At 72.3% G+C, this 17,014-nt stretch carries 19 protein-coding genes; 10 read left to right on the plus strand and 9 right to left on the minus strand.

The annotated features are described in order from the left end of the window. Positions 1–2: 2 nt before the first annotated feature. Both JI751_RS04050 and JI751_RS04055 read right to left on the minus strand, forming a co-directional pair. Positions 3–362 (minus strand): DUF6907 domain-containing protein, encoded by a 360-nt coding sequence (locus JI751_RS04050; RefSeq protein WP_201933655.1) that lies wholly within the window; start codon positions 360–362, stop codon positions 3–5. Between the two features lie 100 nt (positions 363–462). After that, complete coding sequence (locus JI751_RS04055) at positions 463–1,218, minus strand: alpha/beta fold hydrolase (protein ID WP_201933657.1); 756 nt, start codon at positions 1,216–1,218, stop codon at positions 463–465. Positions 1,219–1,306: 88 nt separating this feature from the next. On the opposite strand from JI751_RS04055, the gene JI751_RS04060 reads away from it, so the two are divergent. Next, a complete protein-coding gene (locus tag JI751_RS04060; protein WP_201933660.1) occupies positions 1,307–2,851 on the plus strand; it encodes an alpha/beta hydrolase in 1,545 nt (514 codons plus the stop codon). Positions 2,852–2,854: 3 nt separating this feature from the next. On the opposite strand, the gene JI751_RS04065 is transcribed toward JI751_RS04060, so the two are convergent. Then, entirely contained in the window at positions 2,855–3,124 is a 270-nt protein-coding gene (locus tag JI751_RS04065; protein WP_201933663.1) for a sensor histidine kinase, read from the minus strand. Between JI751_RS04065 and JI751_RS21410 the strand changes: the two genes are divergently transcribed. Next, positions 3,117–3,245: a hypothetical protein gene (locus JI751_RS21410; RefSeq protein WP_269090348.1), complete on the plus strand. Its 129-nt coding sequence runs from the start codon at positions 3,117–3,119 to the stop codon at positions 3,243–3,245. The two genes, JI751_RS04065 and JI751_RS21410, sit on opposite strands and share 8 nt — an antisense overlap. On the opposite strand, the gene JI751_RS04070 is transcribed toward JI751_RS21410, so the two are convergent. Together JI751_RS04070 and JI751_RS04075 are read right to left on the minus strand one after the other, a co-directional pair. Beyond that, complete coding sequence (locus JI751_RS04070; RefSeq protein WP_201933666.1) at positions 3,242–5,254, minus strand: NADPH-dependent 2,4-dienoyl-CoA reductase; 2,013 nt, start codon at positions 5,252–5,254, stop codon at positions 3,242–3,244. The two genes, JI751_RS21410 and JI751_RS04070, sit on opposite strands and share 4 nt — an antisense overlap. Next, on the minus strand, positions 5,251–5,793 hold the full coding sequence (locus JI751_RS04075) for a PadR family transcriptional regulator (protein WP_201933669.1): 543 nt from the start codon (positions 5,791–5,793) through the stop codon (positions 5,251–5,253). Before JI751_RS04075 ends, JI751_RS04070 begins: the two co-directional genes overlap by 4 nt. A gap of 167 nt (positions 5,794–5,960) precedes the next feature. On the opposite strand from JI751_RS04075, the gene JI751_RS04080 reads away from it, so the two are divergent. From JI751_RS04080 to JI751_RS04095, 4 genes are read left to right on the plus strand one after another with little or no spacing between them, the layout of a single operon-like run. After that, positions 5,961–7,109: a CaiB/BaiF CoA transferase family protein gene (locus tag JI751_RS04080; protein WP_201933672.1), complete on the plus strand. Its 1,149-nt coding sequence runs from the start codon at positions 5,961–5,963 to the stop codon at positions 7,107–7,109. A gap of 4 nt (positions 7,110–7,113) precedes the next feature. Beyond that, on the plus strand, positions 7,114–7,848 hold the full coding sequence (locus JI751_RS04085) for a glutamine amidotransferase (RefSeq protein ID WP_201933673.1): 735 nt from the start codon (positions 7,114–7,116) through the stop codon (positions 7,846–7,848). A 49-nt stretch (positions 7,849–7,897) separates the two neighbouring features. Then, a complete protein-coding gene (locus JI751_RS04090) occupies positions 7,898–9,346 on the plus strand; it encodes a flavin-containing monooxygenase (protein ID WP_201933675.1) in 1,449 nt (482 codons plus the stop codon). Between the two features lie 29 nt (positions 9,347–9,375). After that, a complete protein-coding gene (locus JI751_RS04095; RefSeq protein WP_307813809.1) occupies positions 9,376–10,401 on the plus strand; it encodes a LacI family DNA-binding transcriptional regulator in 1,026 nt (341 codons plus the stop codon). Between the two features lies 1 nt (position 10,402). Here the strand turns inward: JI751_RS04095 and JI751_RS04100 are convergent, their stop codons facing one another. From JI751_RS04100 to JI751_RS04110, 3 genes are read right to left on the minus strand one after another with little or no spacing between them, the layout of a single operon-like run. Then, positions 10,403–10,798 (minus strand): arsenate reductase ArsC, encoded by a 396-nt coding sequence (locus JI751_RS04100; protein ID WP_201933676.1) that lies wholly within the window; start codon positions 10,796–10,798, stop codon positions 10,403–10,405. After that, complete coding sequence (locus tag JI751_RS04105) at positions 10,791–11,474, minus strand: aquaporin (RefSeq protein ID WP_201933678.1); 684 nt, start codon at positions 11,472–11,474, stop codon at positions 10,791–10,793. Before JI751_RS04105 ends, JI751_RS04100 begins: the two co-directional genes overlap by 8 nt. Continuing rightward, positions 11,471–11,839 carry an ArsR/SmtB family transcription factor gene (locus JI751_RS04110; protein ID WP_201933680.1) on the minus strand — a complete coding sequence of 123 codons (369 nt, stop codon included), beginning with the start codon at positions 11,837–11,839 and terminating at the stop codon, positions 11,471–11,473. The genes JI751_RS04105 and JI751_RS04110 overlap by 4 nt, the downstream gene beginning before the upstream one ends. Before the next feature lie 77 nt (positions 11,840–11,916). Between JI751_RS04110 and JI751_RS04115 the strand changes: the two genes are divergently transcribed. The 4 genes from JI751_RS04115 (at position 11,917) to JI751_RS04130 (ending at position 16,096) form a co-directional block, all read left to right on the plus strand. Then, on the plus strand, positions 11,917–12,357 hold the full coding sequence (locus JI751_RS04115; RefSeq protein WP_201933682.1) for an ArsI/CadI family heavy metal resistance metalloenzyme: 441 nt from the start codon (positions 11,917–11,919) through the stop codon (positions 12,355–12,357). Positions 12,358–12,587: 230 nt separating this feature from the next. Next, positions 12,588–14,114: a DEAD/DEAH box helicase gene (locus tag JI751_RS04120; RefSeq protein ID WP_201933684.1), complete on the plus strand. Its 1,527-nt coding sequence runs from the start codon at positions 12,588–12,590 to the stop codon at positions 14,112–14,114. A 211-nt stretch (positions 14,115–14,325) separates the two neighbouring features. Continuing rightward, positions 14,326–15,399, plus strand: coding sequence for an LLM class flavin-dependent oxidoreductase (locus JI751_RS04125; protein WP_201933685.1), 1,074 nt, complete (start codon positions 14,326–14,328; stop codon positions 15,397–15,399). A gap of 10 nt (positions 15,400–15,409) precedes the next feature. Continuing rightward, entirely contained in the window at positions 15,410–16,096 is a 687-nt protein-coding gene (locus JI751_RS04130) for a CPBP family intramembrane glutamic endopeptidase (RefSeq protein WP_201933686.1), read from the plus strand. Positions 16,097–16,100: 4 nt separating this feature from the next. Here JI751_RS04130 and JI751_RS04135 read toward each other — a convergent pair whose 3' ends face one another. Then, the gene (locus JI751_RS04135) at positions 16,101–17,000 is read right to left on the minus strand and encodes an NAD(P)H-binding protein (RefSeq protein ID WP_201933687.1); all 900 of its coding nucleotides are present in this window, start codon (positions 16,998–17,000) and stop codon (positions 16,101–16,103) included. Positions 17,001–17,014 lie beyond the last annotated feature (14 nt).

Consider the following 17,014-nt stretch of genomic DNA (forward strand, 5'->3'; position numbering starts at 1 on the left):
CCTCAGCCCTTGGCCTGCTGGACGGCGTGCCCGAGCGCGAGGCCCAGCGCGTCGGCCTCGTCGAGGGTGAAGGTGACGGACTCGCCGAGCTCGCCGCGGTACATCTCGACGACCGGCGTGTGCCCGGGCCGGCGCTGCAGGTAGAGGTGGACGGTCTCGCGGCGCCACTCGTCGTCGGCGACCTCGACGAGCGGACGACGGGTCAGCTCGACCTCGACCGTCGTGCCACGGCAGACCTGGTCCTCGGGAAAACGTGCGTCGGTGTGGCCGGTGCCGTCGACGCACCAGGGCGCGCACGTGACGGCGGGGAGGCCGGGGGCGGCCGCCGGTGCGGTGGTCGTCGCCGGAGCGGTGAGGGTCATCGAGGGGCCTTTCGCGCGTCCCGCTGGGATGGGCTTCTCGACATTGAACCCCCGAAGGTGCCTCCAGGACACGGCCTGCCCACCCCTCGGGAGGGGTCGCTCATCGCGCCGGCGCGGCCAGTCGCTCGGCCACGACCGCCCAGACATCGGGATCGACGCCCAGCCCGATGTGGGTCGAGGAGACCTCGACGTGCTCGACCCCCGGCGTCGAGCGGTCGAGGCAGGCCTGCCACGCCACGACGCCGTCGCGCCGCGAGAAGATCACCGTCAGCGGCACGCTGATCGGGGACTCGGCATCCAGACGGCGCGTGACCCGCTCCGCGTCGCCCGAGCCGGCGCCGAAGAAGCGGGCGACGCTCGTGTGCCGCGGACCGGACACCGGCGTGCCGTAGGTGACGACCCGGCGTACGGCCTCGGGGTGGCGGCGGGCGACCTCCCGGGCGATCACGCCGCCGAGGCTCCAGCCGACCAGCGACGCGGGTGAACCGGTCTCGTCGACCAGGTCGAGCAGCCGCGCCGACAACCGGTCGACGTCGCGCCGCGGGTCGCCGGTGTTGGTGCCGAAGCCCCAGCCGCGGGCGTCGTACCCCAGGCGCCGGAGGTACGCACGCAGCGGCGCACCGGACAGCTCGGGGGCCTGCCAGCCGGGGATGTCGACCACGAGGTGGCCGTCGCCGCGCGGCATCGACGCCAGCCGCGGGACCGCACCGACGAGTCGTACGGCAGCCAGCGGGGAGGTGAGCTCGCCGAGCGTCGCCCACGTCGGCGGCGGGCCGCTCGGCGCGGCGAGCGCGTCGACATCGGTCGTCGCGCGGGCCCGCGACCGCACACCGGTGAGGCCGAGCAGGGGTGTCATGAGCTCGACCGTACGTGGTCGCGCGCCGTAGCCGGGACCGTGGTTACTCGTTGGTACAGCAGACCCGTCCCGCCCAGGAGGCCCTGCGATGCACCGAATCGTCACCGCCGCAGTCATCGGCGTCGTCACTGCCGCCACGAGCCCGCTGCTCGTCGCGCCCGTCGCTCCGGCGGCCTCCGCGGCCGGCGTCACGACGACGGACGGGTGCATCGAGAGCGTCCCCGACCCGGGCACCACGGCGCCGGTCGAGATCTGCTTCACGCTGTTCCGCCCGGCCTCGGCGACGAAGGCCGCGCCCGTGCCGATGGTGCTGCACAGCCACGGCTGGGGCGGCAGCCGGACCACGGACCCGGCGGCGTTCTCCTACCTGACCGACGCCGGCTTCGGCGTGCTGAGCTTCGACCAACGCGGGTTCGGCGAGAGCGGCGGGCACGCGCACATCGAGAACCCCGACGTCGAGGGCAAGGACGTGCAGAGGATCGTCGACCTCGTCGCCGCCCAGGACTGGGTGGAGAAGCAGAGGCCGGGCGACCCCGTCCTCGGGGCGATCGGCGGGTCCTACGGCGGCGGCTACCAGTTCGTCGGCGCGTTCAGCGAGCTCCGCGACACCGGCACGACGCGGTTCGACGCCCTCGTCCCCGAGATCACCTGGTGGAGCCTGACGGAGAGCCTCTTCCCGCAGGGCGTCCCGCGGACCGAGTGGGCTGCGGCCCTCACGGCGGCGGCGCTGCCGACCGACGCGCTGCCGCCGATCGTGCTGCAGGGCTTCGCCGAGACGTCCGCGACGGGCAACGTGCCGACCTACCTCCACGACTTCCTCGACAAGAACGGTCCCGAGTGGCACGCGCGGCAGGGTCGCCGACTCGACGTGCCGGTGCTCTTCGGCCAGGGCGAGACCGACAACCTCTTCCCGCTGCACCAGGGGCTGAAGAACTTCCAGCGCGCGCTCACCGACAAGGCCCGCAGTCGCAGCATCTTCGTCGGCTACAACGGCGGCCACACGCTGCCGTCGCTGCTGCCCGCCGGCAGCAACTACGACATCCCGCTCGCCGTGAGCGACAGCTGCTCGCCGACGCTGGGCAGTCCGTCCTTCACCGACCTGGGCCTGCGGTTCCTCCAGCAGAACCTCCAGGGGAAGAGGACCGGGCTCACCGGGTTCGGTCGCTACCACCTCACCACCGCGGGCGGACGCTGCGTCACGGTCCCGTCGGTCGCCCCGACGCGGACCGTGCGCCTCGGCGACGTCATCAGCACCGTCGGTGTCGGCGCGCCGGTCGCGTACCCCATCGCGCAGGGTCCGCTCACCGTCGCCGGCTCACCGACGCTCGACGCGACGATCAGCACCCTCGGCCTCGACAACCGTGCCTTCCTCGCGCTGTCGGTCGGCACCAGCCCGCTCGACGCGAAGGTCGTGCAGAACAACATGCTGCCGATCCGCGAGAACGGCATCGCGATCAACAAGCCACGGAGCGGCATCGAGCTTCCGTCGGTCGCGGTCGACGTACCCGCCGGCCAGACGCTCTTCCTCACCGTCTCGCCGATCTCGGACATGTCCGCCGGGTTCGGCAGCCGGATCGTCGGCGCGATGCGGCTGAAGGACGTCGACGTGCACCTGCCGCTGACGACGCAGTAGCGCTCAGCCCGGACCGAGCGGGAGGGACGTCTCGACCAGCCCGCCCGAGCCGGTCGCCGAGGCGCGCAGCGTGCCGCCGACCTGCTGTGCCCGCTCGCGCATCGACGAGATCCCGACACCCGGCACCCACTCGACGCCCGACCGACCGTCGTCGCGCACGGCGACGTGGAGCGCACCGTCGCGGACGCGCACCTCGACGCGAGCCGTCGTCGCCTGGCGCTCGGGCAGCAAGGCGGCCAACCGGCGCTCCGCGGCGAGCCTGATCGTGGTCACCCTGACCTCGCTCCCGGCCTTCTTCGTCGACGTGCCGGCGGTCGTGAAGATCTTCGTCGCCGCGGGCGTGGTCTGGACGATCGTGATGGTCGTGCTGATGTTCTCCCCGCCGAAGCGCTAGAGCGCCGCCACGACCTCGGTCCCCTGCTTGATCGCGCGCTTCGCGTCGAGCTCGGCCGCGACGTCCGCACCTCCGATGAGGTGGGCGTCGCGGTCGAGGCCGTCGTAGAGGCCGCGCACCGACTCCTGGCCCGCGCACACCACGACGGTGTCGACCTCGATCACGCGCCGCTCGCCGTCGACGGTGACGTGCAGGCCCTCATCGTCGATCCGGTCGTAGGTCGCTCCGCTGACCTGGGTCACCCTCGACTGCTTGAGCACCGCTCGGTGCGCCCAACCCGACGTCTTGCCGAGGCCGATGCCGATCGGCGTGGTCTTGCGCTGGACGAGTGTCACCTCGCGCGCGGGGGTGCGCGGCTTGGCCTCGGTCAGCCCGCCGGCGGTGAGGGCCGGGTCGCCGACGCCCCAGTGGGCCATCCAGTCGTCGAGGTCCTCCTCTTCATGGGTGAGGAAGACACTGACGTCGACGCCGATGCCACCGGCGCCGATCACCGCGACGCGCTTGCCGGGGACGACGGCACCGCTCAGCACGTCGGCGTACGACGCCACGGACGGGTGGTCGATGCCCGGGATCGCGGGCATCCGCGGCTCGACGCCGGTCGAGACGATCACCTGGTCGAAGCCGGCGAGGTCGTCGGCGGTGGCCTCCGTCGAACGGCGTACGTCGACGTCGAGGACCTCGAGGCGACGGGTGAAGTAGCGCAGCGTGTCGGCGAAGTCCTCCTTGCCGGGGACGGCCATCGCCAGGCGGAACTGGCCGCCGAGCTCGGGAGACTTCTCGAAGAGGGTGACCGCGAAGCCGCGCTCGGCCGCGCTGACGGCCGCGGCCAGGCCGGCCGGACCGGCGCCGACGACGGCCACCGTCTGCTTCCGCAGGGTCGGCATCAGGACGAGCTCGGTCTCGTGGCACGCGCGCGGGTTGACCAGGCAGGAGGCTCGCTCGTTGCTGAACACGTGGTCGAGGCAGGCCTGGTTGCACGCGATGCAGGTGTTGATCTCGTCGGCGCGCTCGTCCATCGCCTTGGCCACGAACGCCGCGTCGGCCAGCAGCGGCCGCGCCATCGAGACGAGGTCGGCCTCGCCCGCGGCGAGGATCTCCTCGGCGAGCTCGGGGGTGTTGATCCGGTTGGAGGCACAGACCGGCACGTCGACGACCTGCTTGAGCCGAGCGGTGTACGACCGCCACGCGCCGCGCGGCACCTGCGTGATGATCGTCGGGACGCGCGCCTCGTGCCAGCCGATGCCGGTGTTGAAGACCGTGACGCCGGCGGCCTGGAGGTGGAGCGCGAGCTCGGCGGTCTCCTCCCACGTCTGGCCGCCCTCGACCAGGTCGAGCAGGGAGATCCGGTAGACGATCGGGAAGTCGTCGCCGACGAGCTCGCGCGAGCGGCGTACGACCTCGACGGGGAAGTGCATGCGGCGCGCGGCCGAGCCGCCCCACTGGTCGTCGCGGTCGTTGGTCCGGGCGGCGAGGAACTGGTTGATGAGGTAGCCCTCGGAGCCCATGATCTCGACCGCGTCGTAGCCTGCCTTCCGCGCCAGCGCGACGCTCTTCGCGAAGGCGGTCGCCGTGTGGTCCACGTCCTTGGTGGACATCGCGCTCGGCTTGAAGGGCGTGATCGGCGACTTCTTGTCCGACGCGCTCTGCGACAGCGGGTGGTAGCCGTAGCGGCCGGCGTGCAGCACCTGCAGCGCGATCGCGCCGCCCGCGTCGTGCACCGCGCCGGTCACCCGCTCGTGCCGCTTGGCGTGCAGTCGGTTGGTCATCTCCGAGGCGAACGGCTTGAGCCAGCCGCGCTTGGTGGGGGCGTACCCGCCGGTGATGATCAGGCCGACGCCGCCGCGGGCGCGCTCCTCGAAGAACGCCGCGAGCTTGTCGATGTCCCACGGGTGGTCCTCGAGCCCGGTGTGCATCGAGCCCATCACGACCCGGTTGCGCAGGGTCAGTGCGTCGGGGCCGCTGCCGAGGGTGATCGGCTCGAGGAGGTGGGGGTAGCGGGGGTGCGTCACTTCGGGGCTCCTTCGTGGGCCTGCAGGTACTCGGTGATCCAGTCGATCCAGAACTGCTCGAGCCGGAGGCCGCCGCGCAGCACCAGCCACTGGTCGAGCGCCGCGCCGTCGAGCGCGGTGGGGTCGGGGAACTGCTCGCGCTCGAACTTCTCGTAGTGCGCCAGCCGCGTCGCGTGGTCGGCGCGCAGGTCGACCAGGTGGTCGGTCAGCGTGGCGCGGTCGCCGTACGACGCCCCGCGGAGCTTGACCGCCAGCTCGCTGCGGAAGCCCTCCATCGGCATCGGCCTCGCGAGCCAGTCGGCGAGCACCTCGCGGCCGGTCGCCGACGGCGTGTGGACCCGCTTGTCCGGGCGACCGTCCTGCTCGACGACCTCGACCGTCACCCAGCCGTCGGACTCCATCCGCGCGAGCACCCGGTAGATCTGCTGGTGGGTCGCGTGCCAGAAGAAGCCGAGCGACCTCTCGAAGCGCCGGGTGAGCTCGAGCCCGCTCGCCGGTCGCTCGCTGAGCGCGACGAGGAGGGCGTGCTCGAGGGCCATGCCCGGCAGTGTGGCGCACCTATGCAACGAGTTGCAAGGTGGCCTGGGCCACATCCTCCTCCCCAGGTAGTTCAGGGCGAGATGGTCGTCGCGCCGCCCTTCGGCCGACCGGGTCGCCCTGAACTACCCCTCGCGACCGTGACAGCGTTGGTGTCATGATCGGGCGCATGACGTACGAGCTGGGCCAGGGCACCGGGCCGCTGCGGGGCGTGAAGGTGGTGGAGGTCGCGGGCATCGGGCCGGGGCCGCACGCGTGCATGCTGCTGGCCGACCTCGGCGCCGACGTGATCCGCGTCGACCGGCCGGGCGGGGGGATGTTCGCCAGCGGCCGGGCCGACCTGCTCAACCGCGGCCGCCCGAGCGTCGCGCTCGACCTCAAGCAGCCGGCCGCCGTGGAGACGGTGCTGCGGCTCGTCGAGCACGCCGACGTCCTGGTCGAGGGGATGCGGCCCGGTGCGACCGAGCGGCTCGGGCTCGGTCCGGACGACTGCCTGGCCCGCAACCCGCGGCTGGTCTACGGCCGGATGACCGGGTGGGGTCAGGACGGGCCGTGGGCGACCGCAGCCGGCCACGACATGAACTACATCTCGATCACCGGCGCCCTCCACGGCCTCGGCCAGGACCGCGACCGCCCGCACTTCCCGAGCAACCTGCTCGGCGACTTCGGCGGCGGCTCGACCTACCTCGTCATCGGGATCCTCGCCGCCCTCCTCGAGGCGCGCACGAGCGGGCAGGGGCAGGTGGTCGACGCCGCGATCGTCGACGGCACCGCCCACCTCAACACCATCGCGTCGAGCTTCGCGGCGATGGGACTCGACTCGGGTCGCCGGGCCGCGGGCCTGCTCGACGGCGGCACTCCCTGGTACGACGTGTACGAGACGTCCGACGGCATGCACGTCAGCGTCGGCGCGCTCGAGCCGCAGTTCTGGTCCGCGCTGGTGGAGCGCATCGGCGTCGAGCTGCCCGACCGCGACGACCCGTCGAACCATGCCGCCATCCGCCGGGCGCTGACCGAGAGGTTCCGCGAGCGGACGCAGGCCGAGTGGGCCGAGGTGTTCGCCGGCACCGACGCCTGCGTCGCGCCCGTCGTACCCCTCGCCGACGCGCCGCACCACCCGCACCTCGCCGCGCGCGGCACCTTCGTCGAGCGCGACGGCGTCACCCAGCCGGCGCCGGCGCCACGGTTCTCACGCACCGCACCGACCCTCGACGCGCCTCCCGCGCTCCCCGGCGAGCACACCCGCGAGGCCCTGTCCGCCTGGGGCGTGACGGACGTGGACGCGCTCATCGACTCCGGTGCCGCCGTGCAAGCCTGAGCCCGTGCGCCCCTTCCTCTTCCTCGGCACCCGCGCCGAGGACGCCGTCGCCCAGCAGGAGTACGACGCGGTGCTGGCCGGCTGCGGCCTGCGACCCGACGAGCTGGTGCGGGTGCGGCTCGAGCAGGGTCCGCTCGGCGAGGTCGACCCCGACGCGTGGTCGGGCATCATCCTCGGCGGCGGACCGTTCAACGTGTCCGACCCGGAGGACACCAAGTCGGCCGCGCAGCGGCGGGTCGAGGCCGACCTGCACGACCTCGCCGTCCGCGTCGTCGCGGAGGACTTCCCCTTCCTCGGCGCCTGCTACGGCATCGGCGTGCTGGGCCGGCTGGGCGGCGGGTCCGTCGACCGCACCTGGGGGGAGCCGATCGGCGCGCTGCCGGTCACGCTGACCGAGGCGGGTCGCGCCGATCCCCTCTTCGGCCCGTTGCCGCCCGAGTTCGCCGCCTTCCTCGGCCACAAGGAGGCGGTCGCGCGGCTGCCGGAGGGCGCGGTCCTGCTGGCCTCGACCGACACCTGCCCGGTCCACGCGTTCCGCCTCGGGCTCAACGTCTACGCGACCCAGTTCCACCCCGAGCTCGACGCCGTCGCCCTCTGCGACCGGGTCGACGCCTACAGCGCCCACGGCTACTACGAGCCCCACGAGCAGGAGCAGCTCAAGGCCGCCGCGCGCGAGGCGCTGGTGACCGAGCCGGTGCGGCTGCTCGCGAGGTTCGTGGAGCTGTACGCCCGGGGCTGAGGTGTAACTCATAGTTACATCGGCGGCCGGGCGGCCTAGATTGGACGGCATGACGAAGGCCGAGCACGTCGACGTGCTGATCATCGGGGCGGGGTTGTCGGGCATCGGCGCGGCGGCCCACTTGGCCAAGGACCTGCCCTCGACGTCGTACGCCGTCCTCGAGCGCCGCGCGGTCAGCGGCGGGACGTGGGACCTCTTCCGCTACCCCGGTGTGCGCTCGGACTCCGACATGCACACGCTCGGCTACCGCTTCCGGCCGTGGCGCGGCACCGTCGCGCTCGCCGACGGCCAGTCGATCCTCGACTACGTCCGCGACACCGCGCACGAGTACGGCGTCGACGAGCACGTCCGCTACGGCCACCACGTCACCTCGGCCGCATGGGACTCGACGACCGCGCAGTGGACGGTGACGTCCCGGGTCGACGGCGAGACCCGGACGATCACCGCCGACTTCCTCTGGTCGTGCAGCGGCTACTACGACTACGACGAGGGCTACACCCCCGAGATCGCCGGCCGGGACCGCTTCCGCGGCCAGGTCGTGCACCCCCAGCACTGGCCCGAGGACCTCGACCACACCGGCAAGCGCCTGGTGGTCATCGGCTCGGGTGCGACCGCGGTGACCCTGGTGCCGGCGCTGGCCGCCAGCGGTGCGAGCCACGTGACGATGCTCCAGCGCTCGCCGACGTACGTCATCTCGGTGCCGGGCAACGACGCGGTCAAGGGACGCCTCACCCGGCTGGTCGGTGAGGAGAGGTCCTACTCCCTGACCCGCTGGAAGAACATCGTGCTCCAGTCGGCGCTCTACCGGGTCAGCCGCGCGCGCCCGGACCTGGTGCGGAAGGTGGTCCGCAAGACCAACGTCGCCCAGCTGCCCGTGGGCTACGAGGTCGACACCCACTTCAACCCGTCCTACGACCCCTGGGACCAGCGGATGTGCCTGGTGCCGGACGGCGACCTCTTCGCCGCGATCAAGGACGGCTCCGCCTCGGTGGTCACCGACCGCATCGCGACCTTCACCGAGACCGGCCTCGAGCTCGTCTCCGGCGAGCACCTCGACGCCGAGGTCGTCGTGACCGCGACGGGCCTCAACCTCCAGGTCTTCGGCGGCACCGAGCTCTCCGTCGACGGCGAGCAGGTCAAGCCGCACGAGACCATGGCCTACCGCGCGATGATGCTGTCGGGCGTGCCCAACTTCGCCTTCACGATCGGCTACACCAACGCGTCGTGGACGCTCAAGGCCGACCTCGTCGCGGAGTACGTCGTCCGGGTGCTGAAGCGGCTGCGCTCCACCGGCACCCGCAGCGTCGTACCCGTGCGGGACGAGTCGGTCGCCGAGGAGCCGCTGATGGACCTCGACTCGGGCTACGTCCAGCGGATGGTCCACACGCTGCCGCGCCAGGGCACGGTGGCGCCGTGGGCGCTGAAGCAGAACTACCTCTACGACGCGGCCAGGCTCCGCACCGCCAGGCTCGACGACGGCGTCCTTCGCTGGTCCTGAGCGCGGACTCCGGCAGCTACCGTGGCGGCGTGAGCATCCCGCCGTCCGCCGGTTCGCCGACCCTCGACGAGGTGGCCCGGGTCGCGGGTGTCTCCCGGGCGACGGCGTCGCGGGCGATCAACGGCGGTCAACGGGTCAGTGCCCGCGCGCAGTCCGCGGTGGAGACGGCAGTGCGGACGCTCGGCTACGTCCCGAACCCGGCGGCCCGCAGCCTGGTCACCCGGCGTACGGACTCCGTCGCCGTGCTGGTGCCCGAGCCCGATGACCGGGTCTTCTCCGACCCGTTCTTCGCCGGGACCCTGCGCGGCGTCAACCGCGTGCTGTCCGCGCGCGACATCCAGCTGGTGCTGCTGCTCACCCGCCCCGGCGCTGACACCGCCCGCACGCTGCGCTACCTCACCACCCGCCACGTCGACGGTGCGATCGTCATCTCGCACCACCGCGACGACCGGTTGGCCGAGCACCTCGCCGACAGCGGCCTGCCGTGCGTCTTCGGCGGTCGGCCGTGGACCGGCGGCGACCGGGTCGCCTACGTCGACGTCGACAACACCGCGGGCGAGCGCGCGGTCACCGAGCTGCTCATCGCCCGCGGGTGCACCCGCATCGGCACCATCGCCGGCCCGGCCGACATGACGGCCGCCGCCGACCGCCTCGCCGGCTGGCGTCGGGCGATGGCCGACGCCGGCCTGTCGACCGACGCCGTCGAGCACGGCGACTTCACCGAGGACAGCGGGGTCGCCGCGGCCCGCGCGCTGATGGCACGGCACCCCGACCTCGACGGCCTCGTCGTCGCCTCCGACCTGATGGCCGCGGGCGCCCTCCGGGTGCTGGCCGACCTGGGCCGCCGGGTGCCCGACGACATCGCCGTCGTCGGCTTCGACGACCTCGGGGTCGCGGAGCGGACGACCCCGCGCCTCACCACGGTCCGTCAGCCGGTCGAGGAGATGGCCGAGCGGGCGACCCGGATGCTGCTCGAGCGGGTGGACGGCGTCGATGCCAGCCACCCGGTGCAGGTCGTCGTACCGCCCACAGTGGTGCGGCGCGACAGCGCGTAAGTCAGAGCGAGGCGATCAGTGCCTCGACCCGGGCCTTGATCTCGTCGCGGATCGGACGGACGGCCTCGATGCCCTGACCGGCGGGGTCGTCGAGCGCCCAGTCCTCGTAGCGGGTGCCGGGGTAGAAGGGGCAGGCGTCGCCGCAGCCCATCGTGACGACGACGTCGGACTGCTGGACCGCCGAGTCGCTCAGCAGCTTGGGCTGCTCGCCGGCGATGTCGATGCCGACCTCGGCCATCGCCTCGACGGCGACCGGGTTGATCGAGTCCTTGGGTGCCGATCCCGCGGAGAGCACCTCGACGCGGTCGCCGGCGAGGTGGCGCAGCCAGCCGGCGGCCATCTGCGAGCGGCCGGCGTTGTGCACGCAGACGAAGAGGACGGTGTGCTGGTCAGTCATCGGAGGCCTCCAGGGGCGAGGGCGTCGGGTGGAGCAGGCGCACCACGCCGAGGGCGACGCCGCCCCCGACGAGCTGCATCAGGACGAACATCGGGACCGACGCCGGGCTGATCCCGGCGAAGGTGTCCGACAGGGTGCGCGCGATCGTGACGGCCGGGTTGGCGAAGCTCGTCGACGAGGTGAACCAGTACGCCGCCACGATCCAGCCGGCGACCGCCCAGGCGATGGCGTCGGTCCGGCCGGCGCGGACGCAGCCGAGGATGACGAGCACCAGCCCGGCGGTGGCGACGACCTCGCCGAGCCACAGCCCGCTCCCGGTCCGGTCGTGCGTCGAGAGGTCGATCGCGGACAGGTCGAACATCAGGTTCGCGACGATCGCCCCGAGCGCCCCACCCACCACCTGGGCGACGACGAGGGCGGCGGCGGTGCCGGCCGGAACCACCCGGAGGACGACCTCGACCAGCGTCACGACCGGGTTGAACGCCGCTGACACCGGCTGCAGCGCCACGATCAGCGCGACCAGCACGGCACCGGTCGCCAGGGAGTTGGCCAGCAGCTGGAGCGCGACGTCGTCGGTGAGCTCGGTCGCCATCACGCCGGAGCCGACCACGGTGGCGACGAGCAGCATCGTCCCGACCAGCTCTGCGGTGACGCGCGGGACCAGTGCCGGGGTCATGCGCTTCCGCCGATGAGCGCGGCGATGTCGGCCAGCACCTCACGGCGTACGGCGTAGTAGACCCAGACGCCCCGCTTGGTCCGGTCGAGGATGCCGGCCTCGTGCAGCACCTTGAGGTGGTGGCTGATCGTCGGCTGCGAGAGGTCGAAGGAGTCGTTGAGGTCGCACACGCACGCCTCGCCGCCCTCGCTCGCGGCCACGATCGAGACCAGCCGGAGGCGCACCGGGTCGGCGAGAGCCTTCAGCAGGGGCACGACCTGCTCGGCGCGCTCGAGCGACAGGGGCTCGCGCAGGAGCGGGGAGCAGCACGCGGCCGTCTCGACGGGGGTGAGGGTGAGCTGGGACCCGGCGGCAGACTTCGACACAAATCAATATTGACAGAGATCGATGTCTGGTGCAATCTCAACACATCGACAACCGTCAATATGAATGGAGCACCACCATGTCCCGCCTGCAGCTCGCCCTCAACGTCGACGACCTCGAGACGTCGATCGCCTTCTACTCCGCGCTCTTCGGCACCGAGCCGCACAAGCTCCGTCCGGGCTATGCCAACTTCGCCGTGGCCGAGCCGCCGCTCAAGCTCGTGCTCATCGAGAACCCCGGCAAGGGCGGCAGCGTCAACCACCTCGGCGTGGAGGTCGCGGACGTCGACACCGTCGACGCCGAGCTCACTCGCCTGGCGGCGTCCGGCTTCGCGACGACCGAGGAGCGCGACACCACCTGCTGCTACGCCAAGCAGGACAAGTTCTGGGTGCAGGGGACCCCGGACGGCGAGCGGTGGGAGGTCTACACGATCACCGACGACCTGACGGGCCCGGGCGATGTCGTCGTCGAGGAGTCCCGCGAGCACCTCACCGGGGAGCCGCAGCCCTGCTGCGCATGAGGGTCGGCCGGGCGGCTGAGGTCGGACTCACACGGCAACGGATTCGCGGGAACACCACCTGTCCCACTAGCGTTGACACCTCAGACGCCCGGCCGGTCTTGCCCCGGGCGCAGGTAGCTGCCCCTCGCACCACTGGGGCGGCACCCTTCCTCAGCACTTGAGGCACGTAGATCGCGCACATCACAGAAGCGCGGCACACGGTGGCGAGACGCCAACCGAAAGCAACTCACATGAACTTCGCCGACCTCGGCGTGCCCACGACGCTTGCCCAGATCCTGGAGCAGCAGGGCATCACCACTCCCACCCCGATCCAGACCGCGACGCTGCCCGACAGCCTCGCCGGTCGCGACGTCCTCGGCCGTGGCCGCACCGGCTCCGGCAAGACGTACGCCTTCCTCCTCCCGCTCGTCGCCCGACTCGACGCGAGCAAGATGCCGGCCATGTCGCGCAAGCCGCGCGCGCTGATCCTGGCGCCGACCCGCGAGCTCGTCGGCCAGATCCACGCGGCCCTGCAGCCGCTGGCGAAGGCCGCCGGCCTGTCGTCCGTCGTCGTCTACGGCGGCGTCGGCCAGAACCCGCAGGTGACCGCGCTCAAGAAGGGCGTCGACATCGTCATCGCCTGCCCGGGCCGGCTCGAGGACCTCATGGGCCAGGGCTACGCCGACCTGTCGGCGATCGAGATCACCATCCTCGACGAGGCCGACCACATGGCCGACCTCGGCTTCCTGCCCGGCGTCCGTCGGATCATGGACAAGACCCCGCAGTCGGGCCAGCGGATGCTGTTCTCCGCCACGCTCGACAAGGCGATCGACGTCCTGGTCAAGCGGTTCCTGACCAACGCCGTCACCCACGAGGCCGACTCCGCGCAGTCGCCGGTCTCGACCATGCACCACCACGTGCTGCACCTCAGTCGCGAGCAGCGCGTACCCGTGCTCGTCGACCTGACCAGCGCGCCCGGTCGCACGGTGGTCTTCACCCGCACCAAGCACGGCGCCAAGGCGCTCGCCCGCCAGCTCAACAAGAGCGGCGTGCCCACGGTCGACCTGCACGGCAACCTGTCGCAGAACGCCCGCACCCGCAACATGGAGGCGTTCCACTCCGGGACCGCCACCACGCTGGTCGCGACCGACATCGCGGCGCGCGGCATCCACGTCGACGACGTGGCCCTCGTCGTGCACGCCGACCCGCCGGTCGAGCACAAGGCCTACCTGCACCGCTCCGGTCGTACGGCCCGCGCCGGCAATGAGGGCACCGTCATCACCCTGATGACCGACGAGCAGCAGCGCGACGTGCGCGACCTGACCCGGCTGGCCGGCATCAAGCCGACCACCACCAAGGTCAACGGCCCGAGCCACCCCGTGCTCGTCCAGCTCGCCCCCGGTGAGCGCAGCCTTCCCGGCGGCCTCACCATCGAGGCCCCGGCCTCGACGGGTGGCGGCGGTCGCTCGACGGGCGCCAACGCCCAGCGCAAGCGCGCCCGCAGCACGGGCCAGACCGGTGGCAAGTCGCGTCGCGGCAACCCGGCGTCCTACACCAGCGAGACCGGCAAGCCGTCCGGCCCGTCCGGCTCGGCCACCGGTGGCGGCGGCCAGCGCCGTCGCTCCGGCGGCGGCCAGGGCGGCCAGGGCGGCTCCGGCGGCGGCCAGGGTGGTGGCGGCAACCGTCGTCGTCGCTCCGGTGGCGGCGGCCAGTCCTCGCAGGGCGGCCAGCGCAGCGGCGGGGGCCACAGCGCGGCGTCGTTCTCGCGCGGCCGCTGACCGCAGCACCCCCGCATCCTCCGACCGCTGGTCGAGGAAGGCGCCCTGGCGCCTGTCGCGAGACCTGACCGGGTCTCGTGACGGTCGCTGCGCGACCTCCTCGACCAGCGGTCGTGTGCGTGTGCCGACGACCCTCCTCGACCAGCGGTCGTGTGCGTGGAATGCAGGCCTGCCCGAGATCGTTCACCCTTCAACCAACCCGGAGGATGACATGACCGACGTCCAGGAGTTCGACCACAGCGTGCTCGGCACGCGCGAGCGGATCTCGCTCGGCCTCGACACCTTCGGCGACGCGCCGCTCGACGGCGCCCCCACCAACCATGCCGAGACCCTCCGCGAGGTCGTCGCGGAGGCGGTGCTCGCGGACCGCGTCGGCATCGACTACATCGGCCTCGGCGAGCACCACCGCGCGGACTACGCGATCTCCGCGCCCGACGTCGTGCTCGCGGCGATCGCCGGGCGGACCGAGCGGATCCGGCTCGGCACCGGCGTCACCGTCCTGTCCTCCGACGACCCGATCCGGGTCTACGAGCGCTTCGCCACCCTCGACGCGGTGAGCAACGGACGCGCCGAGGTGCAGCTCGGTCGCGGGTCGTTCATCGAGTCCTTCGGCCTCTTCGGCCTCGACCTCGGCGACTACGACCGGCTCTTCGAGGAGAAGCTCGACCTCTTCGCCGCGCTCCAGCACGAGCGGCCGGTGTCGTGGGAGGGCAGCATCCGCACGCCCCTCGTCGACCAGCCCGTCTACCCGACGACCGCGGCCGGGAAGGTGCCCGCCTGGATCGGCGTCGGCGGCACGCCGCAGTCCGTCGTACGGGCCGCGCGCTACGGCATGCCGCTGATGCTCGCCGTGATCGGTGGCTCGCCGTCGGCGTTCGTGCCGTTCGCCGACCTCTACCGCGACGCGCTCGGCCAGCTCGGCCTGCCCGAGCTGCCGATCGGCATGCACTCGCCCGGCCACGTCGCCGCGACCGACGACGAGGCGCGCGAGCAGCTCTACCCGCACCAGGCCGACCTGGTGACCCGCATCGGCCGCGAGCGCGGCTGGGGTCCCTACAGCCGGATCGCGTTCGAGCAGTCGGCCTCGCCGACGGGTGCCCTCTTCGTCGGCTCGCCCGAGACGGTGGCGCAGAAGATCGCGTGGGCCGCGCGCACGCTCGGACTCTCCCGCTTCCAGCTGAAGTACTCCGTCGGCGCCCTCCCGCACGAGCAGCGCCTCGAGTCGATCCGGCTCTACGGGGAAGAAGTCGTCCCGCGAGTTCGCGAGCTGTTGGCTGCTGCCTAGGCTGGTCCACATGCGCACCTTCATCCAGCGATCGCTGTGGGACGTCGTCCCGCGCGACCAGCGCGACAGCGACGCCGCCTTCCGCCGGCGTCAGGTGGTCGCGGCGATCGTGGTGCTCGTCGGCGCCGCCGTCCTCGGCTGGTCGCTGCGCCTCGAGCCGGGCGGCAACACCTTCTACGTCGCGGCCGTCGTGCTCGCGGGGGTGTGGGCGGCGGGGGCGTTCTTGTCCGGCCGGCTCCACCTCGGCCGGATGGCGCGGAGCAACGAGGTCTTCGTCCGTCCGATCCTCGCGCCGATCCTGCTCGGGCTGATCCTGGTCGGGGTGTTCGTGCTCGGGTCGCTCATCGTGCGCGAGATCCCGCCGCTGGCCGACTACGTCAGCTCCGTCCTGGCGTACGCCGACGAGGGCTCGCTGACCGTCCTGGCGGTCATCACCTTCTTCAACGGCATCGCCGAGGAGCTGTTCTTCCGGGGTGCGATGTATGCCGCGATCCCCCGGCACCCGGTCCTCTGGACGACGCTCGCCTACGTCGTCGCGACGCTGGCCACCGGCAACGTGATGCTGGGGTTCGCCGCCATCGTGCTCGGCGCGGTGTGCGGCCTCGAGCGACGGGCCAGCGGCGGCATCCTCGCGCCGATCCTGACGCACATCACGTGGTCGCTCTCGATGCTCTTCCTGCTGCCGCTCCTGTTCTGAGCCGCTACCTCCCGGACGCCGCCCGCTCGGCCAGCGCGCGCCGTACGGACTCCTCGTAGGTCAGCGGCTCGCCCGGGACCACGTCGCGGATCGAGGTGTCGCGCACGACGACCTCGGTCGACATCGAGTCGATGAGGTTGCGGCCGGTCGTCACGTCGACGTCGGTGACGAGCGCGAGCCAGCGCGACGACAGGCCGGGGGTGAGCAGCGGCAGGACGACGATCGGGAGCTTGCGGCCGTTCATCGCCAGCGCCACGCCCTGCAGCATCTCGCGGTAGGTCAGCGTCTCGGGACCGCCGATCTCGAAGACCCGGTCCAGCGCCTCCTGCTTGCCGACCACGCCGGCGAGGTAGCGGACGACGTCGTCGATGGCGATCGGCTGGGTGCGCGTCCCGACCCACTTGGGCACGACCATCGCCGGCAGGTTCTTCACGAGCTGGCGGGTGAGCTCCCACGAGATGCCGCCGTGGCCGACCACGATCGCAGCCCGCAGGACCGTGACGGGGACGCCGTCGGTGCCGAGCAGCCCCTCGACCTCGCGGCGCGAGCGCAGGTGGGGGGAGAGCTCCTGGTCCTCGTCCTCGCCGAGGCCGCCCATGTAGACGATCTGGCTCAGGCCGGCCGCAGCCGCCGCGGCGCTGAAGTTGCGCGCGGCATCGGCGTCCTTGCGCTCGAAGTCGGGGTCGTCGAGGGAGTGCACCAGGTAGATCGCGACGTCGACGCCCTCGAGTGCCGGACGCAGCGAGTCGGCGTCCATCACGTCGGCGCCGACGGCCTCGCCGGGGCCGTCGTACTCCTCCGGGCGCCGGGTCATCGCGCGGACCTCGTGCCCGGCGTCGATCAGTGCAGGGACGAGGCGGCGGCCGATGAAGCCTGTCGCGCCGGTGACGAGGACGGTGCTCATGCGGGGTCCCTGCG

The organism is Nocardioides baculatus, assembly GCF_016735675.1.
GTDB classification, from domain to species: Bacteria; Actinomycetota; Actinomycetes; order Propionibacteriales; family Nocardioidaceae; genus Nocardioides; species Nocardioides baculatus.